Origin of the sequence: Photobacterium sanctipauli (assembly GCF_003026495.1) — a bacterium.
In the GTDB taxonomy this organism is placed as follows: domain Bacteria; phylum Pseudomonadota; class Gammaproteobacteria; order Enterobacterales; family Vibrionaceae; genus Photobacterium; species Photobacterium sanctipauli.
In genome coordinates, this window is the sequence record NZ_PYMA01000020.1 from 29,382 (window position 1) to 56,125 (window position 26,744).

A 26,744-nucleotide genomic window follows, 5' to 3' on the forward strand; every position below is an offset into this window, starting at 1 on the left:
TACTCGACCATGATGATAATTCGCTTATGGCCGTCAGTGCGTTGAAGCAGTATTGTCTTGATATGAACAGCAATTAATGTGATATTGTTCACATAAAGCTCACGTGTCAGATTTATTGCAGGGCACAAACTGGCGATTTGTCCGGTTTATACTAGCTTCAGGTGAACAGGGCTAAGGAAAGGTCAACTGGCAAGATTTCAGTCCATTCATAATTTGTCATAAAACAGCACTATCTTTACGGTTAATACAAAAACTGTTAGATTGATCACGTTTTTGCTTATGTGTAGAACCAACTCTACATTATTAATGACAAGATTTGGGCCGCTCTCAAGCTGGCAGCTCTTGGAAGAGTAATTTGCAGAACTATATTGAAACGCTTAAAAGCAGGCAGACACAGCTTAACGAGCTACGTTTAGAGCGCGCTCGTGCCGCGATGAATGCGCAATCTGAGCAGGTTTTTAACCTGCTGAGTGTCTTGCTTCACTACAATCACCCATCAGTGCCTGGTTACCTTGACCAGTCGGTGCCTGTGGGGATAGCGGCGTTTGCCGTTACTGAACAACAGCAGCAATTTATCGATGATTGCGCGTTGGCCTTTTCTACATCTGTTACTCCTCCAACCCTTAGCGATGACCAATGTCCTATCCTCGGCCTGTATGCCATGGGCAGTACTTCATCGCTTGGCCAGAGCCTGACCAGCGACCTCGATATCTGGGTGTGTATCCGCACCGATCTTGCCGCTGATGCCCGCACCGCCCTTGAGGCGAAGTGCTCTTTGATCTCCGAGTGGGCAATGGCACAGGGGGTGGAAGCCAACTTTTTCCTTATCGACGAAAACCGCTTCCGCGATAACTTTTCCGAGCAGATGACCGGTGAAAACTGTGGCTCAAGCCAGCACTTGCTGCTGCTTGACGAGTTTTACCGCTCGGCGGTATGCATGGCAGGCCAGCGCTTGCTGTGGTTCATGGTGCCGCCGGAAATGGAAGAGTGTTACGACGAATATATCGATTACCTAGAGCGTGATGGCTATATCCGTCGTGATGAGTGGATCGACTTCGGCGGCCTGGCCCGCATCCCGGCTGAAGAGTACTTCGGCTCCAGCCTGTGGCAGCTGTACAAGAGTATCGACTCGCCGTACAAGTCGGTGCTGAAGGCGATTTTGCTTGAAGCCTATTCGTGGGAATATCCGCACACCCAACTGTTGAGCGTGGACGGCAAGCGCCGCTTCTTTGCGATCGATCGCAACGAGTTCTGCATGGATGCCTACTATCTCATGCTGGAGAAGGTGACGCGCTACCTTGAGCGCATAAACGATCACCGCCGCCTCGACTTGGTTCGCCGCTGCTTCTACCTTAAAACCCACGAGAAACTGACCCGCGAGCCGGCGTCAGGCTCGGTGCCGTGGCGCCGCAAGGTGCTGCAGGAGCTAACGGCCGAGTGGCAGTGGCCGCAAGAGGTGTTGCTGGAGCTGGACAACCGCCGCGACTGGAAGGTCGAGCAGGTGAAAAGCGCCCACAACGAGCTGCTCGATGCCTTGATGCTGAGCTACCGTAACCTGATCCGCTTTGCCCGCCGCAACAACATTACGTCGGCGATCAGCCCGGAGGATATCAGTATCTTGGCACGCAAGCTTTACGCTGCGTTCGAGGTGTTGCCTGGTAAGGTGACCCTACTGAACCCGCAGCTGTCGCCGGATCTGCACGAGCAGGACTTGAGCTTGATCCAAGTACCGGCCGGTCGCACCAATACCGCGGGCTGGTACCTGTACAAGCAGTCGCTTGACCCGATGGCTATTCTAGGCCGCCCTTCGCTGGAGCATAACCGCTATTTGAGCAAGTTGGTGGCATGGGCCTATTTCAACGGCCTGCTGACCGAGTCGACCTGCCTGCATGCCGTGGTGCGCGACTCGGCACTGGATATCGACAAGCTGTACCAGTTGGTGAGCGATATCCGCAACACGTTCCCGATCCGCCGCCCGCAGCCAAGCCTGCAGGCGTTGTCGAGCCCGTGTGAAATCCGCCAACTTGGCTTGTTCGTCAACCTCGAAAATGACCCGACCACCGAGCTGAAAAACCGATCGGTGAAGTTTGATTTCAAGAATACCGATATCTTCAGCTATGGCTCGGAGCAAACCTGCTTGGTCGGCAGTGTCGATTTGGTCTACCGCAATTCGTGGAACGAAGTGCGTACCCTGAATTTCACCGGCGAAAATGCCATGCTGGATGCGTTGAAAACCGTGCTGGGCAAGATGCACCAAGATGCCCTGCCGCCGGAATCGGTGGATGTGTTCTGCTACAGCAAGCACATGCGCGGCTTGATCCGAAACTTGGTTTACCAACTGGTGGCCGAGTGTATCGAGATGCGCCTCAAGCCGGTGGAGCAGGAGAAGCGTCGACGCTTCAAGGCGATCCGTATCGGTAAGCAGACCCATGGCTTGTTCTTCGAGCGCCGTGGTGTATCGGTGCAAAAGCTTGAGAATTCGGTGGATTTTTACAGCTGTATCTCAACCAACAAGCTGATGGGATCGGCAAACTTGGTGATGGGCAAAACCGACGAGCCGCATCCGCCGGAAATCGTTGATGCTTACGCCAGTGAGGGGTTGATCCAGTTCTTCTTCGAAGACTGCGATGAAGGGTTCAATATCTATATCCTGGACGAGACCAACCGGGTTGAAGTGTACCGCCAGTGCAACGGCGACAAGGATGAGATGGTCCACGGCGTGAACCGTTTCTACACCTCGGCCCAGGACCGCTTCAGCTACAGCGCCAACTTTATCAATTTCAACCTGCCGCAGTTCTACGATATCGTGCACAACGAGCGTGGCGAGCCTCAGGTGCTGCCATACAAGAGTGGCCAGCAAATCCCGCGACGACCGGCGGCAGGGGCCGCCGCAGCTATGATGAGCTTGTCGCCGCGTTAACCGTACCGGTAGATTAAGACCAGTCTACCGGCTCTTCTGCATGCAGCGAGCATTCCTGCTTAACCAGTGCAATCAGCTCTGCGCCGCTACGGGTGCAGTGCCATTCCCCGTCTTTGTATTTGAAGTGGTAGCCGCCCGATTTCGACGCCAGCCAAATTTCATGCAGTGGTTCCTGGCGGTTGATCACGATTTGGCTGCGGTTCTCAAACTCCAGTGTCAGTACGTTGCCTGTGGTCTCGTATTCGATGTCGGCGCCTGATTCATCAATGCCTTCCTCGATGCTCATGAGCACTTCATCAGCCAACTTATGAAATTCTGTATCATTCATCCCGTTAAGTCCTATTGCTTTTCCTATTCTTGGTGCGATTATAGAGGGCATTGAAATGATAATCACTGGCTTTCAAAATGCGTAAAGGTTTAATAGCAATTTTTGTACTGAGTATCCTTGCCCTGACTGGTTGTGGTCAGAGCGGGCCGTTATATATGCCTGACGAGTCAGAGCAGCAGCAACAACAGTAAGCGTTAAGACAGGGAAGAGACTACATTGGATTACTTTAACTACCAGCAAGACGGCCAACTTTGGGCTGAAGACATTCAACTGACTGAACTGGCCGAGCGCTTTGGCACGCCGCTGTACGTATACTCGCGGGCAACACTAGAGCGCCATTGGCATGCTTTTGATCAGGCAGTTGCCAACCACCCCCACCTTATCTGCTACGCCGTTAAGGCGAACTCCAACCTTGGCGTCCTCAATGTGCTGGCACGTTTGGGCTCGGGCTTTGACATCGTATCCGGTGGCGAGCTGGAGCGTGTGGTTGCCGCTGGTGGCGATCCGGCCAAGGTGGTCTTTTCCGGCGTGGGTAAAACCGCGGCGGAAATGCGCCGTGCGTTGGAGCTTGGGATCAAGTGCTTCAATGTCGAGTCGGAGCCGGAACTGGAGCGCCTGAACCAAGTGGCGGGCGAGATGGGCAAGGTGGCACCGGTATCGCTGCGTATCAACCCGGACGTTGATGCCCAGACCCACCCGTATATCTCGACGGGCCTGCGTGACAACAAGTTCGGTATTGCGTTCGACCGCGCGCCGGATGTGTACCGCTTTGCCCATGGTTTGCCGAACTTGAAAATCACCGGCATGGACTGCCACATCGGCTCGCAGCTGACGGCGATTGACCCCTTCATCGATGCGACCGACCGCCTGCTGGCACTCATCGATACCCTTAAGGCGGAAGGCATTGAAATCGACCACCTTGATGTGGGTGGTGGCCTGGGCGTGACTTACAGCGACGAGCGTCCGCCGGAGCCGTCTGATTATGCCAAGGCGTTGCTTGCCCGCTTGACCGACCACGGGGAGCTGGAGCTGATCTTCGAGCCGGGTCGTGCCATTGCCGCCAACGCCGGGGTGATGCTGACCCGCGTCGAGTACCTCAAGCATACCGAGCACAAGAACTTTGCCATTGTCGATGCGGCGATGAACGACATGATCCGTCCTACGCTATACCAGGCGTGGCAGGAAATCGTGGCGGTTGACCCGCGTGAAGGCGAGGCGAAAACCTATGATTTCGTTGGGCCTATCTGCGAAACCGGCGACTTTATCGGTAAAGATCGTGAGCTATGTCTTGCGCCGGGCGATTTGTTGGCGGTTCGTTCGGCGGGCGCCTATGGATTCGTGATGTCCTCAAACTATAATACCCGGGTAAGAGCCGCAGAAATTATGGTCGATGGCTCGCAGGCTCACGTTGTGCGTGAGCGCGAGGAGTTGGCGCAGTTATGGCAATCTGAGCATCTGTTGCCAGAATAACGATAAGGAACATCATGCAGGTTAATTTTTCCAAAATGCATGGCCTAGGCAACGACTTTATGGTGGTCGATTGCGTAACCCAAAACGTCTTCTTTTCGCCGGATTGTATCCGGCGATTGGCTGATCGCCATCGCGGTATTGGCTTCGACCAGCTGTTGGTGGTCGAGCCGCCTTACGATCCTGAAACTGACTTCCACTACCGCATTTTCAATGCCGACGGCAGCGAGGTGGAGCAGTGCGGCAATGGCGCGCGCTGTTTTGCCCGCTTCGTTTGGATGAAGGGGCTCACCAATAAATACCATATTTCGGTGAGCACCAAAGCCGGCAAGATGATCTTGAAGCTGGAAAACGACAACCAGGTCTCCGTGAATATGGGCGTGCCTGAATTCGAGCCGAGCAAGATCCCGCTCAAGGCCAAGCAGGCTGAAAAAACCTACTTGCTTCGCGCAGGCGACAAAACCTTGTTCTGTGGCGCGGTTAGCATGGGCAACCCCCATTGCGTCACCGTGGTCGATGATGTTGCCACTGTCGATGTCGATAACTTGGGGCCGTTGCTGGAATCCCACGAGCGCTTCCCGGAGCGGGTGAATGCCGGCTTTATGCAGGTGTGCAACCGTGGCGAGATCAAGCTGCGGGTCTACGAGCGCGGCGCCGGTGAAACCCAGGCTTGCGGCAGTGGCGCGTGCGCCGCGGTCGCTATCGGTCAGTTGCAGGGCCTACTCGATGAAAACGTCAAGGTAACCCTCCCTGGCGGTGATTTGCATATCCGCTGGCAGGGTAAGGGGCAGCCGCTATATATGACAGGGCCGGTAGCCCATGTCTTCGATGGACAAATTGTATTATGACCGATGTATACCAGTTCGATGCGCTGTCGCCGGCGCAGACAACTGAGTTATCTGAACAGGATGTGGCTGACTTTCTCCAGGCCCATCCTGATTTTTTTATTCGCCACCCTGATCTGCTGACCCGAATTCAGGTCCACCATGCCGATCGCGGCGTGGTGTCGCTGGTGGATATTCAGCTTGAGCGCTTGCGCGCGCAGGTTGGCGAGCTTGAGGGCAAAATGGCGGATTTGGTGAGTGCCGCGGCCAAGAACAGCCAGCTGTTTGATATTTTCGCCCAAGCCCAGCAGCAACTTTTCCAAACCCATAATATCTACCAGGCACTGTTGGTGCTCGAGGAGTTGGCCGAGCAGCTTGGGCTGGAAGTTAGCCTGCGCCTGTTCGATAGCCTTGATGAGCAGCTGTTCCTCGACCGCCGGGAGTTCGAGGGAATGCGTCGCTCCCGCTTGGTATCCCGCCCGGTTTACCTAGGACGCTTGCGCAAGCAAGAAAGTGAGCTCTTGTTTGAGCAACCGCCTCACCTTGGCTCGTTCGTGGTATTGCCGCTCGGTGGCAACGAGCGCCCGATAGGCGTGCTGAGCTTTGCCAGTGTCGATGGCGGCCACTTCCAGCCGGAAATGGATACGCTATTTGTCGAGCAGTTGGCGCACGTCCTGGCGCGCTTGATCCACCACTGGGAATATACCCGCGAGGTTCTTGAGTGAGCCTGCCGCGAGGGCTGGAAAAGCCGCTAGAGCGATTTTACGAGTACTTGCGCAGCGAGCGCGAGCTTAGCTTGCATACCCAGCAAAACTACAAGCGCCAGCTGACGACGTTGGCCGAGCAGCTGGTGGAGCTCGGTGTGGATGAGTGGCAGGTGGTGGACGCCGGTTGGGTTCGCCAACTGGCGAGCAAGGGGATGCGAGATGGCCTGAAGGCCAGCAGCCTATCGATGCGCCTCTCTGCCCTGCGCAGCTTTTTCGACTACCTGGTGTCTCAAGGCTACCTCAAGGCAAACCCGGCTAAGGGGGTGTCGGCACCGCGCAAGGCAAGGCCGTTGCCGAAGAACCTGGATGTCGATGAAATGGATCAGCTGCTCAGTGTGGATGAGGATGATCCGCTGGCCATTCGCGACCGGGCGATGATGGAATTGATGTATGGTGCCGGCCTGCGCTTGGCCGAGCTGGTGGCGCTTGACGTCAAGCATGTCAGCTTGCGCAAGGGCGACCTGCGGGTGATTGGTAAGGGTGACAAGGAGCGCATTGTCCCGTTTGCCGGGTTGGCCCGCGAATGGGTCGGCCATTGGCTGAAAGTGCGGGGCCAGCTGGCGGCGCCAGACGAGCCGGGGCTGTTTGTTTCCAAGCTTGGGCAGCGCATTTCTAACCGTAATGTCCAAAAAAGGATGGCGGAGTGGGGTCAGAAGCAGGCGGTGTCGAGCCATATCAACCCGCACAAACTGCGCCACAGCTTTGCCACTCATATGTTGGAGTCGTCGGGTGATCTGCGTGCGGTGCAAGAATTGCTGGGCCATGCCAACCTGTCGACAACCCAAATTTATACCCATTTGGATTTCCAACATTTGGCAAAGGTGTATGATGATGCCCACCCTAGGGCAAAGCGCAACAAGCGCTAGTACCGTAACCAATGTGGAGCCGTTCACCAACCATGCAGTTTTATTGCCGCTTGCCAGCCCCGAAAGCCCTGACCTTCGATCTTGACGACACCTTGTATGATAACCGCCCGGTGATCCGCCGTGCCGAGCAGGCGATGCATGACTGGCTGGCCGAACACCACCCCGCCACGCATGGCGTTGGGCGCGGGCGTTGGTTATCGTTGAAGCTGGCGTTGGCCAAGGCCGATCCGTACTTGCGCCATGATGTCACCCTATGGCGGTTCGAGTTGCTGAAAATTGGCTTGATGCAGCTCGGCTATTCATTGGCCGCTGCCCAATCGGCTGCACGCGATGGTGTCGAAGTGGTGTTGGAGGTGCGCAACCGGGTTGATGTGCCGCAGGAAACCCATCGGGTCATGTCTCAACTGGCCAAGCAATTGCCGCTGGTGGCGATCACCAATGGCAATGTCGATATTGAGAAGATAGGCCTCGGCCAGTATTTTGATGCGGTGCTGATGGCGGGACGGGATGGGTTGGCCAAGCCCGAGCCGGGTTTGTTCGCCAAGGCGGCATCTCACCTGGCGCTTGCCCCGCAGGATATTTTGCATGTTGGCGATCACCTGGTGACCGATGTCGGCGGCGCCAAGCGCAATGGCTTCAGGGCGTGTTGGTATAACGACCAGCAGCGCCAACTGCGCAGCGAGCCGAGGGCGAAGTGGTTGCCGGATGTCGAGATCGGCCAGCTGTCGCAGCTACTGCCGTTGGTTGGGGAGCAGCCTTAGCGCGTACTAAAACGTGTGGAATGACAAAAGGACAGCCCGGGCTGTCCTTTTTGTTATCGGTATGGTTGGCGCGCTGGTGCTGGTTATTCGCCTACTCGAGTAAGCTCTGTTTCGGCTCGCTGCTGATCAGGCGGTCAAGCGAAATCATGCCTGCCCCCCAGAACACATTAACCAGCATCATCATGCCCCACAGCTGGTGGTCGAAGAAGCCCCTTTCCCATAGCAGCGGGTAAGACACCACGGCAATAATATTGAAAACAAACAGCACCAGCGCCATTGGGCGGGTAAACAGGCCGAGGGCGAGGAATACCGGCAAAATGAGCTCGGCGGCCGTACCCATATAAGCCGCGAGTTGCCAAGGAAGTAGCGGTACCTGGTATTCGTACTCAAACAGGTACAGGGTACTATCCCAGCTTGAATACTTGACCATCCCAGACTTGAAGAAGGCCCAAGCGACCCATAAGCGGGTGAACAGCAAAAGCAGCGGGATCAGGGGATCGGTGATCTTTTGGGCGGTGGGATCAATTTGTTTGAAAAAGTTCAGCATGCTCATTCTCCCTCGGGCAAGCCGCAAATATCGGCAAAGGCGTGTTGTTGGATCAGCTCGCCCAGCAATGCCAGCATCTCAGGGGTGGCATCGGCGAGAGTCTGTTGGTTTTGGCAAAGCCTAACCAGTGCAGTGGCATCATGGCTGGTGTTGAGAACCACAACTTGTTCCGGGTGGTGCTGGATAATGGCCGACTCCGGCTGGGACAGGTCGATCTCCTCGACTGCGTCACGGGTGATCATCTGCCAGATACTGGCCACCGGGTAGGCCGAATCGAAGCAGCGCGTCGGTGCCGCGACGGTGAGGTGCAAGGTCGGCAGGTTGTCTTCGGTCACCAGTGCCAATTTCTCCAGCGGGAACTGCGGGGCGACGGCGGCCTGGTGGCTGACCCTGTCGACGCACCATTCCAACCTTGCCAGGTCGGCGAGGTAGGGTACGGCTTGGCATAGTTCGGGCTGGCCCTCGATACTCGCGGCAAAGCCTTCGCCGTAGTGGCTGACATCCCCCTCGGTCAAAGGGACGCTAAGTACATGCTGGCGGGCGAGTTGGGCAAAGCACTCCTCACCAACCACGGCCAGTGTGCAGGGGTAAGTGGCTTCCAGCACCTCCGATAAGCTCATAATAAAATTGTTGCGGTAGATCTGGATGAGCTGCTCGGCTGGAAAGTGGCCGTCGTTGATTTGCGAGCTGGCAGGGCTGGGTTGGTAATGCAGCGCCTTGGCAAAATCTTGCTGGAGTTGCTGCAATGGGCTAGGTGATGACTTGTCCATGTTTCGCCTCCTGCTTGATGATGAGTTCAGCTTTTCGGGCTTCGGTCAATAGCACGGGTAATGGCGGAATATCGAGATCCCATTCGATCAGGGTCGGGACCGCGCCATGTTGCTGTACCCAGCGTTGGTATAGCTGCCAAACGGGTTCGCTAACTGGTTGGCTATGGGTATCAATCCAGATCTCGCCGCCGTCGACCTGCTTGATGGTAAACCCAGCCAAATGGATTTCTTTTACCGCGTCGGCATCAAAGGCTGCGATGTATTTGTCGCAATCAAAACCGTGGTTGAAGCCGCTCACGTAGATGTTGTTCAAATCAAGCAACAAGCCACACCCGGTGCGTTGCTGTACCTGGTGCAGGAACTCCCATTCCGGGATCGTGGAATGGCTGAAACTCAGGTAGCTCGACGGGTTCTCGATAAGCATCTGCCTGCCGAGGTAGTCCTGAACTTGCGATACCTTCTGGCAAAAAAGTTCAAGCGCCTCTTCGGTGTAGGGCAAGGGCAGCAAGTCGTTAAAAAATTGCCCGTCAACCGAACTCCAGCTCAGGTGGTCGGAAACGGCAATGGGGTCGACTTCATCTACCAGCTGCTTTAGTTGCGAAAGGTGCTGAGTATCAAGGGGATCGGCCGAGCCCAGTGATAAACCTATCCCGTGGCAACTGATTGGGTAGTGGCTGGCCAGCGCCCTGAGTTGCTGGCGGGCTGGCGAAGCGGTAACAAAGTAGTTCTCGCTATGGATTTCCAACCAGCCTACCCGGGGCTGCTCTGCCAATACTTGCTGGACATGGGGGGAGCGAAGCCCCACCCCAACGATCCTATCGGATGCAAGCCTGCTCAATTATTTCGCCTCGCTTGAGCTACCGTTCAGGCGCTCACATAGTCCTTTCGGTACCATGATGAAAGCATCCTTTTGGCCATCGACCTTAGAGGTACCGGCACAAGAACTGGTCTTGGTCGCACAGTCGTTTTTACCGGCTTTCGCCACGCCGTAGCACTTCTCTTTCTCTGCTGCGACGGCTGAGGTGGTGGTCAGGGCAGTACCCGCTAGGGCAAGTAGGCCTGAAACAGCAGTGGCAACGGCAATATTAGACTTTTTCATAACACTTCCTTTTTATGGCTGATGAGCTGACTTAATAGGGATTGGGGAGGTCGCTTAAGATGAGCTTGTTGAACCACCGTTTAGGCGATCACACATACCTTTAGGAACCATGATGAAGGCGTCTTTCTGGCCGTCGACTTTAGAGGTACCGGCACAAGAGCTGGTTTTGGTTGCACAGTCGTTTTTACCGGCCTTGGCAACGCCGTAGCATTTTTCCTTGGCTTCTGCCGCAACGGCAGTCGATGTGGTGGCGGCAGTACCAGCAAGGGCCAATAAACCAGTTACAGCTGTCGCTAGGGCGATGTTAGTAGTCTTTTTCATGTTCATTCCTCTTTAATACGCTGACTGTTGCAAGAAGGTGCAACACGACCTTTTTGCTATCCGGCACCTTGTTGGTGCTCTCGAAACATAAGAAAGGGCGGTTAGGATTTTTCTTTCACACTTTCTTAAATTTTTTTACGCTTGGTTAACTCGCGTAATTCCAAGCATAGATCATATTTTTTCGGCAATCGCTTGAATTGGTGAAAATTTAACCAACAAGAAACACAATAGCGTTGGCCGTTGGGGTGGCGGAAAAGCAGGATTTTGGTGCAGAAATCGGCTGCATCTCGCATCGTTAGGGTGTTTGTGGTTATAATCGACACCATTGTATAAATAACCAGTAGATAGCGATGGACGTTTCACTCCTGTTAGATGGCCTTAATGATAAGCAACGAGAGGCGGTGGCTGCGCCGTTGGGCAATCACCTAGTTCTGGCGGGCGCCGGAAGTGGCAAGACGCGGGTCTTGGTCCATCGTATCGCCTGGTTGATGTCGATTGAGCAGGCATCGCCTTACTCCATCATGTCGGTGACCTTTACCAACAAGGCGGCGGCCGAGATGCGCGGTCGTATCAACGAGCTAATGCACGGCTCGTCGGCGGGGATGTGGAACGGGACTTTCCACGGCCTGTGTCACCGCATGCTCCGTGCCCATTACCTGGATGCCGGGCTGCCGGAAGATTTCAATATCCTCGATTCGGATGATCAGATGCGCCTGATGCGCCGCCTGATCAAGGCGCAAAACCTTGATGAGAAGCAATGGCCGGCCCGCCAAGCGGTGTGGTACGTCAACGGCAAGAAGGACGAGGGCTTGCGCCCGCAACATATCGATACGTTTAATGATCCGGTTGAGCAGACTTGGCTTCGCCTGTACACGGCCTACCAAGAGGCCTGTGACCGCGCTGGCTTGGTGGATTTTGCCGAGTTGTTGCTGCGCGCGTTTGAGTTGCTGCAGCGCAGTAAGCACATCCGCGAGCATTACCAGGCCCGCTTCAAGCATATCCTGGTTGACGAATTCCAGGATACCAACAATATCCAGTTTGCCTGGCTGCGCCTGATGGCTGGGCCGGACTGTAACGTGATGATTGTTGGTGATGATGACCAGTCGATTTACGGCTGGCGTGGTGCCAAGGTCGAGAATATCCAACGCTTCCTTAATGACTTCAAGGGGGCTTCTTCCATCTTCCTTGAGCAGAACTACCGCTCGACCGGCAATATCCTGAAGGCGGCCAATGAGCTGATCGCCAACAACAACGAGCGGATGGGCAAGAACCTTTGGACCGATGGTGCCGAGGGCGATCTGATCTCGGTGTATTCGGCCTTCAATGAGTTGGACGAAGCCCGCTTCGTGGTCGGCAAGATCAAGGAGTGGCAGGACAAGGGCGGTGCGCTAAACGAAACGGCGATGCTGTACCGGAGTAACGCCCAGTCCCGTGTGCTGGAAGAAGCCTTGATCCAGGCGGGGATGCCTTATCGCATCTACGGTGGCATGCGCTTCTTCGAGCGCCAGGAAATCAAAGACTCGTTGTCTTACATGCGCCTGATCGCCAACCGTAACGATGATGCGTCGTTCGAGCGGGTGGTGAACACCCCGACGCGCGGCCTGGGTGACAGGACGCTGGAAACCATCCGTATGGCTGCCCGTGATCGCGGGGCAACCATGTGGCAGGCAAGTATCGCCTTGCTGGAAGAGCAGGTGCTGGCGGGGCGCGCGGCCAACTCGCTGCGTCGCTTTATCGAGCTGATCAATGCCCTTGAAGACGACACCCGCGATCTGCCGCTTTACCAGCAGACCGACGAGGTGATCCGCAACTCCGGCCTGCGCAGCATGTACGAGCAGGAAAAAGGCGAGAAGGCACAGGCGCGAATCGAAAACTTGGAGGAGCTGGTAACGGCCACCCGCCAGTTCGAGATCCCGGAAGAGGCCGAAGAAATGACGCCGCTGTCGGCATTCTTGTCCCATGCCGCCCTCGAAGCGGGAGACGGCCAGGCCGACGAGTTCGAGGATGCGGTGCAGCTGATGACCATGCACAGTGCCAAGGGTTTGGAGTTTCCGGTTGTGTTCATGGTGGGGGTTGAAGAGGGGATGTTCCCGAGCTCACGCACCACCGAGGAGGTGGGGCGCCTGGAGGAGGAGCGCCGGCTTTGCTACGTGGGCATGACCCGCGCAATGCAGAAGCTGTATATCTCCTATGCCGAGATGCGCCGCTTGTATGGCAAGGATAACTTCCATAAGCCGTCCCGCTTTATCCGCGAGATCCCGGAGCAGCATATCGAGGAAGTGCGGATGAAGGCCAAGGTGTCTCGCCCGGCGAGCAGCGGCCGCTTTAGCCAAACCCAGGCTAGCGAAAACTTCAACCAGACCGGCTTTAGCCTTGGTCAACGGGTACAGCACCCTAAATTTGGCGAGGGGACGATTATCAACTTCGAAGGCAGCGGTGCGCAAAGCCGGGTGCAGGTGGCGTTCAACGGTGAGGGTATCAAATGGTTGGTGACCCAGTACGCCAAGCTTGAGGCGATGTAATCGGCCTTGCTCGACGCTGATATAAACAAGCCCGTGGGGATGAGTTCCCACGGGCTTGTTTTTTATTACCGGCTCGCTAAGGTGCTGGATAGCGATTATTTGGCGATCACCTTACCTTCTCGGCGTGGATCGGCGGCGCCGGTGAGCTGCTTGCCATCAATGCTGATGGCCTGCACCCCCGAGTTGAGCGGTTTGATTTGGGTTTTGAAGCCCAGCGCCTCGAGTTTCGGTGCCCATTGCTCGGCGGCGGTATCCTGCTCCAGCTCGAAGCTGCCAAAGCGGTTGTTCATATTGGGCAGGTTGATGGCTTGCTGGAGATCGAGGTTCCAGTCGAGGTAGCCAACGAGCGTCTTGGCGACATAGCCGATGATTTGGCTACCGCCCGGTGATCCGATCGCAAGGTAGGGCTTGTTCTCCTTCATCACGATAGTCGGTGCCATTGAAGAGCGCGGGCGCTTGCCGGGCTCAACCCGGTTGGCAATGGGTACCCCGTTGTTGTGGCTGCGGAACGAAAAGTCGGTCAGTTCATTGTTGAGCAGAAAGCCGCGTACCATCAGGCGCGAGCCGAAGCCGTTCTCGATAGTGGTGGTGATGGAGACGACATTGCGGTCTTTGTCGACAATCGAGAAGTGGCTGGTTGACGGTAGCTCAATCGACTCATCCATGGCATAGCGCATGGCGTGTTGCCAGTTGGGCTGGCCATGCGGGGCATCGACAAGGGCTTGGTCGGTTTTGAGCAGGGCGGCACGTTGCTCGAGGTAGCCTTCGGCCAGCAGCCCCTCGGTCGGCATTGGCACGTAGTCGCTGTCGGCCATGTAGTGGCCGCGATCGGCAAAGGCTAGGCGCGAGGCATCACCCAGCAGGCGCCAGCTATTCGGGTCGTCGGCGCCCATTTCCGATAGCGGGTAATGGTTGAGCATGCCCATGATTTGGCCAAGCGTCAGTGCCCCCGAGCTTGGTGGCCCCATGCCGCACACTTCAAACTTGCGGTAGGGGGCGCATACGGCCGGGCGTTCCTTGACCTGGTAAATGGCCAAATCCATGGCACTCAATACTCCTGGGTTGCCCGGCGCCTTGCGCACGGTATCGACGATGTCTTTGGCTATCGCCCCGGTGTAGAAGGCACTGGCCCCGCGCTCGGCAATACGGGTTAGGGTATCGGCGTAGGCGGGGTTCTTGAGCTGTTGCCCGGCTTGGATTGGCGTGCCGTCTTCGTTGAAGAAATAGGCCCGGGTGGTATCGAAGCGCTTGAGGTGGGCTTGATCTTTGTCGACCAGCTCCGCAAGCCGAGGGCTGACGACAAAGCCATCTTCAGCCAGCTTGATGGCGGGCTCAAACAGTTTTTGCCAGGCCAGTTTGCCGTGGCGCTGGTGGGTGTGCCACATCAGGCGCACGGTGCCCGGTGTGCCGACTGAGCGGCCGCCAACCACGGCATCGAAAAATTTCAGGGGCTCGCCTTGCTTATCCTGGAAGATCAGCGGTGTTACCGCCAGCGGTGCGGTTTCCCGGCCGTCGAAGGTTGTCAGGGCATTTTTCTTGTTGTCCCAATACACCAAGAAGGCTCCGCCGCCAATGCCGGAGGATTGCGGTTCGGTCAGGCCAAGCACTAGCTGGACGGCCACCATGGCATCGATGGCATTACCGCCTTGGCGGAGAATTTCAGCACCCGCTTCGCTGGCATAGGGGTTGGCCGAAGCCACCATCCATTCTTGCCCTGTCACCAATTGCTGCTGGTTGAGGCCGGTGGCGGCTTCCGGCGCGAGTTGATCGGCGACTTGTTGCCCTTGGTCGGCGAGGGCCGGAAATGCCAACAGTGAGCAGGCCAGCACGGCGTGGCGGCCAAGATGATTCCATTCCATGTGTTGTCCTTGGGGTACCTGTGAAATTGGGTACCCCTAGACTAAGAGTGGAAGGCTGAAGTGTCTAATAATTGAACGCTTTTTGTGTGGCGGGTCAACTATCGCCATGCCAATGCCCGTGATTGGGTTAGCTATGCAGGGCAAGGTTGCCCAAGATCAAACTGCCGATAGTGGCAAACAACAGGCCGCAAGTGGCATCAATTGCCGGGGTCCAGTGGCGGATTTTTTTCTGCAGGCGCTCGCCGGTAAGTAGCCAAGCCAAGGTGGCAAACCACAGGAACGAAGTCAGCCATAGCAAGCCAATTGCCGACACCTTGCCGCCGAGCGACATGCTTGCCGGTACCAAGGTTGATAGCAAGCTGATGAAAAATACCAAGGCTTTGGGGTTGAGGATGTTGGTGGTAAAGCCCTTGAGCAGGGCTTGCTTACGGTTGGCTAACACCCGAGCGGTTTGCCCGGTGCCGCCCTGCTCTTCGGCTGGTGGTTGGCGCTTTTGCTTTAGGTGCCGCCAAGTGCCCTTCAAGGCGCCAATACCCAACCAGAGTAGGTAACTTCCCCCGGCTGCTTGCAATAGTGAAAACAGCATGGGTTGCTGCTGGATCAGCAGGCTGGCTCCCGTCAGGCTCAGGATAGAGTGGAGCAGGATGCCGAGCGACAGGCCGAGCGCAATCATGATCCCGGTTTGGCGGCCATAGCGCCCGGCATTTTGCACTACGAGGGCAAAATCGGGCCCGGGACTCATCAGGGCTATGATATGGACGGTGACGAGGGTGGCGAGGGTGGTGACTTCGTTGATCATGGTGTGTACAGCATCCTTAAAACGATAGGGCGAATGCCCAGCGAAGCCTAGCATGGCCCAGTTACCCGCCAGATGCTTGTAAAAAAGTGACAGCGAGGCGGAATGAGGCCGGTCAGCTTGCTGAGGCTGGGTAGAACAGGATCATTTGATTTGCGAGGGGGCGACGCCAAAGGTCTGCTTAAAGGCGTGGGTAAAGTGGGCCTGATCATAAAACCCCACATGGTATGCCACTTCGGTACTGCTAAAGCCGGCCCTCAGCAGCGCCATTGCATGCTCCAACCGTAACCGGGCCAGCCAGGCGTAGGGGGTCATGGCGGTGGCTTTCTTGAATTGGCGCAACAACTGCGAGGGGCTCAGATCACAAAGGGTTGCCAGTTGGTCTAGGCTGATTTTCTGATCCAAGTTTGCCATGACGTAGTCGCGTAGCTGGTTGAGATCCTTGGAGCCCAAAGGGGTGACACTGACCTCGCGGACGTGGCCGTAATGGGTCAATAGGTAGGAGAAGGACTCTATCGGCAAGCTGTCTTTGGCTAGCTGCGACACCAGCGGGTTATCCAGTTGCTGGTGGAGTTGGGCCAGTTGCTTGAACAGAGCCTGATCGGCAATCTGGTTTTGCGGGAAGCTGTAGTGGCCCTTGCCGGAGACCTCCTCGGCCTGCTGGCTAAGCCAGTCCGGGGTGATGCTGAACACTTTCACCTGGTAGCCCGATTGCTCTTTGGGCTGGCCATCATGAATTTCATCCGGTGGCATGATCACCATTTGCCCAGCCCCGGCAACGTGTTTGCTGCCGTTATAAAAGTACTGCTGCTGCCCCTGGGTGATCAGCCCCAAGTGATAATCAAGGTGGTAATGGCGCTTGAAGGCAAAGCTCTGGTAATGGGCATCGATGAGGTTGATATCGTCAATGGGGCTTTTGCGATGATTGACTTTGTTCATAACAAGCACCTCCTTTGATGGTCAGCGATGGGAGCGGTGGTAAGCCGTTGGGTATGAGTACACCATAGTGATAGCGGTGCCGCTTGTAAAAAATTAGCAGCACCGCCATCAAGTCCTCAAGTGTAATGGCGTTAGTTGGCGGCAGATTGCTTTTTGTTACTGCGGTGGGTGCGCAGCCCCTCGAGGCTGAAAATGACCAAGGCAGCCCAGATAAAGCCGAAGGTGTAGCCCTTGTCGGCCGTAAAGGCTTCGTCATAGACGGTCACCGCCAGAATAAACATCAGGCTCGGGCCGATATACTGGAAAAAGCCAAGCGTCGACAGCTTTAGCTTGGTCGCTGCACCGGTGAAGCACAGCAATGGCAAAGTGGTGACAATACCTGCCGCCATCAGCAATAGGTTGGTCGACCATGGGTTGCTGCCCCAGTCTGAGGTCGGGCTATTGGCAAAGAAGAACACGTAAAGCAGCGCCATCGGTAACAAGATGGTCGTCTCCATGAACAGGCCGGTACCGGCATCGAGATTGACCTTTTTGCGCAGTAGGCCGTACAACCCGAAACTTGCAGCCAGCGCAAGGGCAATCCAAGGCAAGGAGCCGAATTGGATGAGCTGCACCGCGACACCGCAGCCAGCAAGCGCGACGGCCACCCATTGCAGCGGACGCAGGCGCTCGCCGAGGAACAGCATTCCCAGCACCACATTGAGCAGCGGGTTGATGTAATAACCCAGGCTGGCATCGAGCATAAAGTTATTGTTGACCGCCCAGATGAAGATCAGCCAGTTTCCCCCAACCAGCAACGCCGTCGCCGTGAGCATGAGCAGGATCTTGGGCTTGTTCAGTATCGCCCGGACCTTACCCCAGCTTTTGGTGGCAACCAAAATTGCAGCGAGGAAAAAGAATGACCAAATAACACGGTGGCTCAGGATTTCCATCGCCCCGACATGGTGAAGCGATTTGAAATAAATAGGGGCGATACCCCACATGGTGTATGCCGCAAGGGCAAGGATCACCCCGCGTTGGGTTTGTTTGCTCTGTTCGTCCATTGGTACCTAAGCATTAAGTATGTTGTGCGATGAAGGAGGGGGCGTGGGTGAAATATTTATTCACCCTGCTATGACCCGGCAGTATAAATCGTGTTCAGGTTCAATACTATTGTCTTTTTCCGCATCGCTTGGCGAATAAAGTCTCGGCGTTTTTCGTTTCGGGCAGGCGTTCCCAACCCATCCCCGATTGTTTAGAATAGCCAGCCTTATCTATTCCCTTGTATTCCCCCCGAATGCTATGGGGTGCCCATAGCCAAAGAGTCGAATTATGCCAACCAGCCAAGCATGCCAGTTAGAAAGCCCAGCCGTTAGCGAGCAGATCTTGCAAGATGTGTTCGGCTACCAGACTTTCCGGCTCGGCCAGCAAGCGGTGATTGAGGCTGCCTCCGATGGTAAGGATTGCTTGGTGATCATGCCGACGGGGGGAGGCAAGTCGTTGTGTTACCAGATCCCGGCGCTGGTGCGGGACGGGCTGACGCTGGTCGTATCGCCGCTGATCTCCCTGATGAAAGATCAGGTGGACCAGTTATTGGCCAACGGGGTGGCGGCTGCCTGCATCAATTCGACCATGTCGCGCGACGAAATGCTGGCCACTTTCCAGGCGATGGAGCAAGGGGAGCTAAAGCTGGTTTATGTTTCGCCCGAGCGGGTGATGAGCCGAGATTTTATCGACCGCCTGGCAGCGGTGCCGTTGAGCCTGCTGGCTGTCGATGAGGCGCACTGTATATCGCAGTGGGGCCACGACTTCAGGCCGGAATATGCCGCGTTGGGGGTGCTAAAGCAGCACTTTGCTGACTTGCCGGTGATGGCGCTTACCGCTACGGCGGATGAAACCACCCGCCAGGATATTATTAGCCGCCTGGCCTTGACGGATCACCATGAGCATTTGGGTAGCTTCGACCGGCCAAACATTCGCTACACCCTGCAGGAGAAGTATAAGCCGATGGCTCAGTTGAACCGCTACTTGTCGGCGATGCATGGCCAGTGCGGTATTGTGTATTGTAATAGCCGCAAGCGGGTCGAGCAGATCACCGAAAGCCTGTGCAAGGGCGGGATCCGCGCCGCGGCCTATCATGCTGGGCTTGAACATGATGAGCGGGCGGCGGTGCAGGAAGGGTTCCAGCGCGACGATATCCATATCGTGGTGGCAACCGTGGCTTTCGGAATGGGGATCAACAAGCCCAATGTCCGTTTCGTGGTGCACTACGATATCCCGCGCAATATTGAATCCTACTACCAGGAGACAGGCCGCGCGGGGCGCGATGGCTTGCCTGCCGAGGCGGTGATGTTCTACGACCCGTCGGATTTGGCCTGGCTGAGGCGTTGCCTCGACGAGAAGGAAGAGGGTGCACAAAAACAGGTCGAGGGCCACAAGCTCAATGCGATGGGGGCGTTTGCCGAGGCCCAAACCTGCCGCCGCCAGGTATTGCTCAACTACTTCGGCGAGCACCGTGACGAGCCGTGCGGCAACTGTGATATTTGCCTTGATCCTCCCAAGCGTTTCGAGGCGCTGGAAGTGGCGCAGAAGGCGCTGTCGTGCGTGTACCGCGTGAACCAGAGCTTTGGGGTGAACCACGTGGTGGAGGTGTTGCGCGGTATGCAAAACCAGCGGGTGCGCGAGCATGGTCACGACAAGTTGACCACCTACGGCATCGGCCGCGAGCACAGCCACGAGTTTTGGGTCAGCATCTTGCGCCAGCTGGTGCACCGTGGGTTCCTGACCCAAAGCATCGTCCGCAGCTCGACCCTGCAGCTGACCGAGAAAGCGCGGGGTATTTTGCGCGGGGAGCTATCGCTGGAGTTGGCGGTACCGAGGCTGGATACCACGGCGCGTAATGCCAAGAGCGACAAGCTGGCCAATCGCCAATACGACAAGAAGCTGTTCGCCAAGCTGCGCAAGTTGCGCAAGGCGATTGCCGACGAGGAAGACTTGCCGCCCTACGTGGTATTCAACGATGCCAGCTTGATGGAAATGGCGGAGAGCCTGCCAACCTCGGCGAGCGAGATGTTGGCTGTCAACGGGGTGGGCCACCGCAAGCTTGAGAAATATGGCAATGTGTTCATGGAGGTGATTAAGGATCACCTTACCGCCGGGGAAGAGCTGCTTTACTGATCTCGCTGCCCTGCCAGATAAAAAAATACCGGACTATCCGAGTCCGGTATGAAAATGCGTTTTAGAAACATACAGGTATGTTCTTTTCGCTACAAAACAGCTTGCGTATTTGGTGAGAATGTTAAATTCACCGATTGCCGATCAGAAAAAATAGTTCGCAATAGGCGACTCCCTGACCGACAACACCCCCATAAAACCACGAACCCGATAGCTTGGCTATAGGCCCTTTATTGCTTGATACGCATAGAAACACTTGGTTACAGGAAAGCAGCTAACCTGCTTATTTGAATAAGGAATTTGCCACCATGTCAGCACCACTAATGTTCACTTGCCGCCGCTTGGATCTTGAGCATCGACTATTGGAAGTCAGCGGGCCGGATTTTGACTTCGATAGCTTTGCTGATGTCGCCGGACGATTACTCGCCCAGCTTGATATGACGGTGCGTGAGAAGGAGCTCAATGCCGATTTGCATGTCTGGCTGGTGGATTTCGAGGGATGCCGTCTTATGCTTAAGGGAGAGCATTACTCGGGGCAAATGTGGCTGGAGGGATTGGATGGCGAGTCGGATGACACCTTGGTGTATTTGGCCCAATTGCTAGGGAGCGATAATGCGCTGGGAAAATAAGTAAGTTTCTGTATAATCCCCGCCTTCGGTTGCTGCTGCCGGTGTGAGAATTGGTGGCAGTGTTTTGGGTTCCCTCTCCCCCAATGACAAAAAGGTCTGACTAATGACGACTTCTCAATTTACTCTGGCGCAGCAGCGCAAAGCCCTTTCTTTCTTGGTGTTGTTCCACCTATTGATCATCGCTTCAAGTAACTACTTGGTCCAGTTGCCGTTTACCATTTTTGGTTTCCATACCACCTGGGGAGCGTTTACCTTCCCGTTTATCTTCTTGGCGACTGACCTAACGGTGCGTATTTTCGGTGCGAGCATGGCGCGGAAAATTATCCTGCGGGTAATGATACCGTCTCTGGCCATTTCCTATGTGCTATCGGTGCTTTTCTATCAAGGCGAATACCAGGGGGTAGCCCACCTAGGCGAGTTCAACTTGTTTGTCGCCCGTATTGCGATAGCAAGCTTTATGGCTTACCTACTTGGCCAGATCATGGATGTATCGGTGTTCAACCGCCTGCGCCAGTCTAAGCAATGGTGGGTGGCACCGAGTTGCTCGACGGTGTTCGGCAATGCGCTTGATACCCTGGCCTTCTTCGCGATTGCCTTTTACAACAGCCCGGATCCCTTCATGGCAGAAAACTGGGTGGAAATCGCCTTGGTTGATTACGGGTTTAAGTTATTGATCAGCTTGGGGCTTTTTGTACCAATGTATGGCGTGCTGCTTAATTACCTCATTCAGCGCCTGACCACGGTACAAGCGTCGAGCGAGCAGGCAGGCAAAGCATCAACAGGTAGTGCTAGAATCTAGTCAAGATGTGAGCTTTGCGTTGGCTCTGATATCATAGCGTAAGTAACAAAGAGCCGGCGAAAGTCGGCTTTTTTGTGTCGGTCGATAATGAACAAATGTGGTTGGGTGCAGGTATGACGATGAAAGTGCGTGACGCGTCGATAGAAGAGGCGGCTGAGGTGTTGGCCAAGATCAGTGAGTTTGCCAAGCCTGCCGGCTATGATGATATCAAGCGCCGCCTAAACGGAAAAGCAACCAGCATCTTGGTGGCGGAAATCCAAGGCGAGTTGGTTGGGGTGAAAATTGGCTATCAGCTGTCCGAGTCCTGTTTCTATAGCTGGCTGGGCGGGGTGGCGCCAGCTGGTCGGCGGGGTGGGGTGGCCCAAGCCCTGCTTGAAGCGCAAGAAAGTTGGGTTATCGCGCAGGGCTACCAGGAGCTCAGGGTTAAATCCCGTAACCGTTTCCCGGCAATGCTAAGGCTGCTGCTGCGAAACGGCTACCAGATCGAGCATATGGAGAAGAAAGACGGGATAAATGACTACAGATTGCATTTTGTGAAGCAATTAATAGCTAAATGAAAACAATTCTCAATAATGGGTTGCATCTTAAATGAGAATGGTTATTATTAACTTGCACTCAACGAGAAAGACGCCAAAGACTTTCCCGTTTGAAGGCACGACATTGCTCACATTGCTTCCAGTGTACTTCAGCTAGGGTTGCATTTTCAGTGTAGGGCTGAAACCGTAACCTCTTCTGCTGAGCGGCAGCTACCTCCTACCTCGATTTAGGAACGTAGCGCCGCTTTTTCTTTATCTGGCGTTTGATAATTCTATCGTCACCAGCCTAGGCCAACTTCACCAGTTCTTTCACCAGCTTATTGATGCCGCAGGCTGCCTCGGAAATACTGCCTGCCAGCATATAGGCCGGGGTAGTAAGCAGGCGGCGTTTTTGATCCAGCACGAAATCGCCAACCGGGCACTCGATATGCTCGCCGCCCATGTCGTTAAAGGCCTTGGCGGTGCCGGGATCATTGCCAATCGTCCCCTTGGCGCCGGCACCATAGATCAACGGGATCATGGCAGGGGCGATACACAGGTAACCTGCCGGCTTTTCTTCGTCGGCGAACTTTTGACACACGCGCTTAACTGCTGGGTGGACGGTGCACTGGCTGCCGGCGAAAGCAAAGTCGGATAAGTTCTTGGCAGCCCCGAACCCGCCGGGCAGCAGCAGGGCGTCGTAGTCGGCCGACACCAAGTTTTCAACATCGTCGATATTGCCACGGGCGATACGGGCTGCTTCGATCAGCACATTACGGCTCTCGTCCATCGGCTCGCCGGTTAGGTGGTTGATCACATGGTGTTGATCAATGTTGGGCGCAAAACAGTGCCAACTTGCACCTTCTTGCTCGATAGCGTGCAGGGCAAGGACGGCTTCGTGGATCTCTGAGCCGTCAAATACCCCAGACCCGCTCAAAATAACCGCTATTTTCTTCATAATGGCTCCCTTTATCGTCAGATTTGTCTATTTTTACTCTCAGTTACTCTTATTTCAGATCGGTCTGTTAACTTTTTCCACAATTAACGATCATCGCAGGATCGCCGTACTTGGTTGATCTTTTTTGGTAAGTTGTTGTTAAATATGAATTTAATTTTATTCTGCTTTGGTTTGTTATTTTTTGATCAAAGCTTACAAATTAAGTACTAACAAACTTATCCACAGGTCTTGGTTATCAAAAGCAAAACAGCGGTTAACAGTTGATAACAGTCGTGGCATTCTAGTGAGCTAACTCTTTCATCCCCCGGATATAAGAATATCTTTATGGCAACTATCCCAGAAAATCCACTCATCCTGATTGATGGTTCATCTTATCTTTATCGTGCCTACCATGCTGCGCCTAACTTCACTAATTCCGACGGTGAGCCGACCGGCGCCGTGTACGGTGTAGTGAATATGCTTCGCAGTATGTTGCGCCAGTTCTCGACCGAGCATGTGGCGGTGATCTTCGATGCCAAGGGCAAAACATTCCGTGATGATATGTATCCGGAATATAAAGCGAATCGTCCACCAATGCATGATGATCTCCGCAGCCAAATCGAGCCGCTGCATGCCGTGATCAAGGCGATGGGGCTTCCTTTGATCTCGATCCCTGGCGTGGAAGCGGATGACGTGATTGGTACGCTGGCGACCCAAGCTTCCAAGGCCAATATGCCTGTGCTGATCAGTACCGGCGATAAAGATATGGCCCAGTTGGTGGATGGCAATGTCACCTTGATCAACACCATGACCGATGTGGTGATGGATCCGGCCGGTGTTGTGGATAAGTTTGGGATCGGCCCGGAGTTGATCATCGACTACCTTGCCTTGATGGGGGATAAGGTCGATAACATTCCTGGCGTGCCGGGTGTCGGGGAGAAAACGGCCAAGGCGCTATTAACCGGTATTGGTGGCCTGGATGCACTGTATGCCAACCTAGAAGACATTCCGGCGCTGGGCTTCCGTGGTTCTAAAACCATGCCGAAGAAGCTTGAAGAGCATAAAGAAGCGGCTTACCTGTCTTATGAACTGGCGACCATTAAGCTGGATGTTGAATTGGAGATGGCTCCCGATCAACTTGTTAAGCAGGAGCCGGATACCGATGAGCTAACCAAACTGTTTGGCAAGCTTCAGTTCCGCCGCTGGTTGGCTGAGATGCTCGATGGCAGCGACGGTAAAATTGTGGCGGATGAAAAAGCGGCTGCGCCTGCCAAGGAAGCGAAGGTGGTTGCCCCGGTGATCGACCGCAGCGGCTATGAAACCATTTTGACCGAAGCGGCGTTCGAAGCATGGCTAGAGACGCTGAATACCGCTGGGGTGGTGGCATTCGATACTGAAACCGATGGCTTGGACTACATGACGGCTAACCTGGTCGGCGTGTCGTTCGCGGCAGAAGAAGGCAAAGCTGCCTATGTGCCTGTTGCCCACGACTACCTGGATGCACCAGCCCAGCTGGATCGCGACTGGGTACTGGCCAAGTTGAAGCCTCTGCTGGAAGACCCGAGCAAAGACAAGGTGGGCCAGAACCTTAAGTTCGATGCCAGCATCTTGGCGCGTTACGATATTCATATGCAGGGGATCCGCTACGACACCATGTTGGAGTCGTATGTGTTCAATAGCGTGGTGGGCCGCCATGATATGGACAGCCTGTCGCTGCGCTACCTTGAGCACAAGACAATCAGCTTTGAGGAAATCGCCGGTAAAGGCAAGAAGCAGCTCACCTTCAACCAAATCGATCTCGAACAAGCTGGCCCGTATGCCGCCGAAGATGCTGACATTACCTTGCGCCTGCATAACCTGCTAGTGGAGAAGGTCAATGCCGATGGCAAGCTGAAATCGGTATTTGAGGATATTGAAATGCCGTTGGTGCCTGTGCTTTCGCGTATGGAGCGTACCGGGGTATTGATTGATAGCATGAAGCTGGGCGCCCAGTCGGCAGAAATTGCCGTACGCTTGGATGAGCTGGAGCGCGAAGCCTATGACATCGCCGGCGAGGAATTCAACCTGAGCTCCCCTAAGCAGCTGCAGGCTGTGTTGTTCGAGAAAATGGGCCTACCGGTATTGAAGAAAACCCCGTCGGGTGCCGCTTCAACCAATGAGGAGGTATTGCAGGAGCTGGCACTGGATTATCCGCTGCCTAAGCTGATCCTTGAATACCGTAGCTTGGCCAAGCTGAAATCCACTTACACCGATAAGCTACCGAAAATGGTTAACCCGGCCACTGGCCGCGTCCATACTTCCTACCATCAGGCCGTGACCGCGACTGGGCGCTTGTCATCGAGCGATCCTAACTTGCAGAATATTCCTGTGCGTAACGAGGAAGGCCGCCGTATCCGCCAAGCATTCATTGCCCCGACGGGCTGCAAGGTGCTGGCTGTCGATTACTCCCAGATCGAGCTGCGCATTATGGCGCACCTGTCAGGAGACAAGGCGCTGTTGGATGCCTTCCGCCACGGCAAGGATATTCATGCCGCCACCGCGGCCGAGATCCTGGGTATTCCGCTGGAGTCGGTATCGAGCGAGCAGCGCCGCCGTGCCAAGGCCATTAACTTTGGCTTGATTTACGGCATGAGCGCATTTGGCCTGGCCAAGCAGTTGGATATGGGCCGCAATGAGGCTCAGGATTACATGAACGTGTACTTCGAGCGCTACCCGGGTGTGCTTGAGTACATGGAAAGCACCCGCAGCCAGGCGAGTGAGCAAGGCTATGTTGAAACCTTGTTTGGCCGCCGCTTGCACTTGCCTGATATCAAGTCGCGTAACGGGATGCGCCGCAAGGCCGCTGAGCGTGCCGCTATCAATGCCCCGATGCAGGGCACGGCCGCCGATATTATCAAGCGTGCGATGGTATTGGTTGACGAATGGGTAGAGCAGCAGCCGGCAGGCCGTGTACGCCTATTGATGCAAGTACATGACGAACTTGTATTTGAAGTACAGGAGTCGGAAGTGGAAGCCGTTTCAGGCGAAGTGCGTAGACTGATGGAGTCGGCGGCAGAACTTGACGTACCTCTTATTGCTGATGCCGGAATGGGCGATAACTGGGATGAAGCTCACTAATTGCCCGTTTGGGTAGAAGATAGCCAGCGGTTGCTGGCTATTTTTTTATGAAAATTAAACTAGCGCTGACTTACAGTTAATAGAAATTACTTACGTGAGGGTGAAAAAAAACTACAAAAATGCTTTTCAAATCTGCGCAATTGATATACAGTTATCTGCGTAGGGTACAGAGGTAAGATGTTCTATCTTTCAGACCTTTTGTTTCACGTTATTGGATTTGGCTGATTCAGCCGCCCCGGCCATTTGGCCGGGGCGTTTTTTATTGCGGCAAACAAAATTGTTTCCCTTCCTGCCGCCACTCTGCTTTTCCCGTGCCTCTGTCACAGAAACTCCCCATATTCGCTTGGTATTTATACTATTCCTTCTCCGATTGAGAATATTTCTATTTGGCATGGTTATAAGTCGCACGACTTGCGGTAAAAGTGGTTTACATTAAAATTAGAGTAATTACTTTAATTTTGTTTTTTCCGGCGTTATAATAGTCACCGCTTCTTGTTCATATTTGTTTTTGGTAGTGGGTATTGCACCGGCTAGCCAACACATCATGAAATAGCCACCCTCAGTTTGGGGTGGCTTTTTTTTCGCCTCTCCATTCATAAAACTGTAATTTTATTCCACTTTACTTATCTGCCGAATTGGCATAGCTCGGCTTAATTTGTTTTTAAAAACAACTGGCGAGAAAAACGAGGGCAAGGGGGCAAAATGAGATGTTTTATTATGCCGAGGCGGCACTTAATGGGGATTGTGTTGCTGCAAAAGTAAGCAGTTTTGGGATAAAAAACTTGCGTTGGCCATAGAAATCATTGAT

25 protein-coding genes are annotated in these 26,744 nt (G+C 54.8%); 14 read left to right on the forward strand and 11 right to left on the reverse strand.

Annotation, left to right across the window (positions count from 1 at the left end):
- The first annotated feature begins 355 nt into the window (after nt 1-355).
- The gene (locus C9I98_RS22540; protein ID WP_107272508.1) at nt 356-2,920 is read left to right on the forward strand and encodes a class I adenylate cyclase; all 2,565 of its coding nucleotides are present in this window, start codon (nt 356-358) and stop codon (nt 2,918-2,920) included.
- Between the two features lie 13 nt (nt 2,921-2,933).
- Here C9I98_RS22540 and cyaY read toward each other — a convergent pair whose 3' ends face one another.
- Nucleotides 2,934-3,248 carry an iron donor protein CyaY gene (gene cyaY / locus C9I98_RS22545; RefSeq protein ID WP_036819443.1) on the reverse strand — a complete coding sequence of 105 codons (315 nt, stop codon included), beginning with the start codon at nt 3,246-3,248 and terminating at the stop codon, nt 2,934-2,936.
- Between the two features lie 77 nt (nt 3,249-3,325).
- Here cyaY and lptM point away from each other — a divergent pair, with 77 nt between their 5' ends.
- The 6 genes from lptM to yigB are packed head-to-tail and all read left to right on the forward strand — an operon-like array spanning nt 3,326 to nt 7,933.
- Nucleotides 3,326-3,439 carry an LPS translocon maturation chaperone LptM gene (lptM, locus tag C9I98_RS22550; RefSeq protein ID WP_081878884.1) on the forward strand — a complete coding sequence of 38 codons (114 nt, stop codon included), beginning with the start codon at nt 3,326-3,328 and terminating at the stop codon, nt 3,437-3,439.
- A gap of 25 nt (nt 3,440-3,464) precedes the next feature.
- Nucleotides 3,465-4,718 carry a diaminopimelate decarboxylase gene (lysA, locus tag C9I98_RS22555; RefSeq protein WP_036819441.1) on the forward strand — a complete coding sequence of 418 codons (1,254 nt, stop codon included), beginning with the start codon at nt 3,465-3,467 and terminating at the stop codon, nt 4,716-4,718.
- Between the two features lie 14 nt (nt 4,719-4,732).
- Nucleotides 4,733-5,563, forward strand: a complete 831-nt coding sequence (gene dapF / locus C9I98_RS22560; protein WP_107272509.1) for a diaminopimelate epimerase — start codon at nt 4,733-4,735, stop codon at nt 5,561-5,563.
- Nucleotides 5,560-6,264, forward strand: a complete 705-nt coding sequence (locus C9I98_RS22565) for a DUF484 family protein (protein WP_107272510.1) — start codon at nt 5,560-5,562, stop codon at nt 6,262-6,264. The genes dapF and C9I98_RS22565 overlap by 4 nt, the downstream gene beginning before the upstream one ends.
- Complete coding sequence (xerC, locus tag C9I98_RS22570; protein ID WP_036828365.1) at nt 6,261-7,172, forward strand: tyrosine recombinase XerC; 912 nt, start codon at nt 6,261-6,263, stop codon at nt 7,170-7,172. Before C9I98_RS22565 ends, xerC begins: the two co-directional genes overlap by 4 nt.
- Before the next feature lie 32 nt (nt 7,173-7,204).
- The gene (gene yigB / locus C9I98_RS22575) at nt 7,205-7,933 is read left to right on the forward strand and encodes a 5-amino-6-(5-phospho-D-ribitylamino)uracil phosphatase YigB (RefSeq protein ID WP_036828367.1); all 729 of its coding nucleotides are present in this window, start codon (nt 7,205-7,207) and stop codon (nt 7,931-7,933) included.
- A gap of 91 nt (nt 7,934-8,024) precedes the next feature.
- On the opposite strand, the gene C9I98_RS22580 is transcribed toward yigB, so the two are convergent.
- The 5 genes from C9I98_RS22580 to C9I98_RS22600 are packed head-to-tail and all read right to left on the reverse strand — an operon-like array spanning nt 8,025 to nt 10,670.
- Entirely contained in the window at nt 8,025-8,480 is a 456-nt protein-coding gene (locus tag C9I98_RS22580) for a DoxX family protein (protein ID WP_036828364.1), read from the reverse strand.
- A gap of 2 nt (nt 8,481-8,482) precedes the next feature.
- On the reverse strand, nt 8,483-9,250 hold the full coding sequence (locus C9I98_RS22585; RefSeq protein WP_107272511.1) for an HvfC/BufC N-terminal domain-containing protein: 768 nt from the start codon (nt 9,248-9,250) through the stop codon (nt 8,483-8,485).
- Nucleotides 9,231-10,088 carry an MNIO family bufferin maturase gene (gene bufB / locus C9I98_RS22590; protein WP_107272512.1) on the reverse strand — a complete coding sequence of 286 codons (858 nt, stop codon included), beginning with the start codon at nt 10,086-10,088 and terminating at the stop codon, nt 9,231-9,233. Before bufB ends, C9I98_RS22585 begins: the two co-directional genes overlap by 20 nt.
- Nucleotides 10,089-10,349, reverse strand: a complete 261-nt coding sequence (locus tag C9I98_RS22595; protein ID WP_036828414.1) for a BufA1 family periplasmic bufferin-type metallophore — start codon at nt 10,347-10,349, stop codon at nt 10,089-10,091.
- A gap of 54 nt (nt 10,350-10,403) precedes the next feature.
- Nucleotides 10,404-10,670, reverse strand: a complete 267-nt coding sequence (locus tag C9I98_RS22600) for a BufA1 family periplasmic bufferin-type metallophore (RefSeq protein ID WP_036828412.1) — start codon at nt 10,668-10,670, stop codon at nt 10,404-10,406.
- A gap of 350 nt (nt 10,671-11,020) precedes the next feature.
- Here C9I98_RS22600 and uvrD point away from each other — a divergent pair, with 350 nt between their 5' ends.
- Nucleotides 11,021-13,192: a DNA helicase II gene (gene uvrD, locus C9I98_RS22605; RefSeq protein WP_107272513.1), complete on the forward strand. Its 2,172-nt coding sequence runs from the start codon at nt 11,021-11,023 to the stop codon at nt 13,190-13,192.
- 95 nt (nt 13,193-13,287) lie between these two features.
- On the opposite strand, the gene ggt is transcribed toward uvrD, so the two are convergent.
- The 4 genes from ggt to rarD form a co-directional block, all read right to left on the reverse strand.
- Nucleotides 13,288-15,051, reverse strand: coding sequence for a gamma-glutamyltransferase (ggt, locus tag C9I98_RS22610; protein WP_036828959.1), 1,764 nt, complete (start codon nt 15,049-15,051; stop codon nt 13,288-13,290).
- 127 nt (nt 15,052-15,178) lie between these two features.
- Complete coding sequence (locus tag C9I98_RS22615) at nt 15,179-15,847, reverse strand: LysE family translocator (protein WP_036830830.1); 669 nt, start codon at nt 15,845-15,847, stop codon at nt 15,179-15,181.
- Nucleotides 15,848-15,991: 144 nt separating this feature from the next.
- Nucleotides 15,992-16,786 (reverse strand): AraC family transcriptional regulator, encoded by a 795-nt coding sequence (locus C9I98_RS22620; protein ID WP_036830826.1) that lies wholly within the window; start codon nt 16,784-16,786, stop codon nt 15,992-15,994.
- Between the two features lie 131 nt (nt 16,787-16,917).
- Nucleotides 16,918-17,829: an EamA family transporter RarD gene (rarD, locus tag C9I98_RS22625; RefSeq protein ID WP_036830824.1), complete on the reverse strand. Its 912-nt coding sequence runs from the start codon at nt 17,827-17,829 to the stop codon at nt 16,918-16,920.
- Between the two features lie 268 nt (nt 17,830-18,097).
- On the opposite strand from rarD, the gene recQ reads away from it, so the two are divergent.
- From recQ to C9I98_RS22645, 4 genes are all read left to right on the forward strand, one after another.
- Nucleotides 18,098-19,942 (forward strand): ATP-dependent DNA helicase RecQ, encoded by a 1,845-nt coding sequence (gene recQ, locus C9I98_RS22630; protein WP_036830822.1) that lies wholly within the window; start codon nt 18,098-18,100, stop codon nt 19,940-19,942.
- A 305-nt stretch (nt 19,943-20,247) separates the two neighbouring features.
- On the forward strand, nt 20,248-20,568 hold the full coding sequence (locus tag C9I98_RS22635) for a DUF3630 family protein (RefSeq protein ID WP_081879125.1): 321 nt from the start codon (nt 20,248-20,250) through the stop codon (nt 20,566-20,568).
- Between the two features lie 103 nt (nt 20,569-20,671).
- Nucleotides 20,672-21,367 carry a 7-cyano-7-deazaguanine/7-aminomethyl-7-deazaguanine transporter gene (locus C9I98_RS22640; protein WP_036830820.1) on the forward strand — a complete coding sequence of 232 codons (696 nt, stop codon included), beginning with the start codon at nt 20,672-20,674 and terminating at the stop codon, nt 21,365-21,367.
- Nucleotides 21,368-21,486: 119 nt separating this feature from the next.
- Nucleotides 21,487-21,924 (forward strand): GNAT family N-acetyltransferase, encoded by a 438-nt coding sequence (locus tag C9I98_RS22645; RefSeq protein ID WP_107272521.1) that lies wholly within the window; start codon nt 21,487-21,489, stop codon nt 21,922-21,924.
- Between the two features lie 265 nt (nt 21,925-22,189).
- Here the strand turns inward: C9I98_RS22645 and elbB are convergent, their stop codons facing one another.
- The gene (elbB, locus tag C9I98_RS22650; RefSeq protein WP_036820826.1) at nt 22,190-22,840 is read right to left on the reverse strand and encodes an isoprenoid biosynthesis glyoxalase ElbB; all 651 of its coding nucleotides are present in this window, start codon (nt 22,838-22,840) and stop codon (nt 22,190-22,192) included.
- 324 nt (nt 22,841-23,164) lie between these two features.
- Here elbB and polA point away from each other — a divergent pair, with 324 nt between their 5' ends.
- Both polA and spfP read left to right on the forward strand, forming a co-directional pair.
- Nucleotides 23,165-25,936, forward strand: a complete 2,772-nt coding sequence (gene polA, locus C9I98_RS22655; protein ID WP_036820823.1) for a DNA polymerase I — start codon at nt 23,165-23,167, stop codon at nt 25,934-25,936.
- A 177-nt stretch (nt 25,937-26,113) separates the two neighbouring features.
- Nucleotides 26,114-26,161 carry a small protein SpfP gene (spfP, locus tag C9I98_RS27180; RefSeq protein WP_438616993.1) on the forward strand — a complete coding sequence of 16 codons (48 nt, stop codon included), beginning with the start codon at nt 26,114-26,116 and terminating at the stop codon, nt 26,159-26,161.
- Nucleotides 26,162-26,744: the final 583 nt, after the last annotated feature.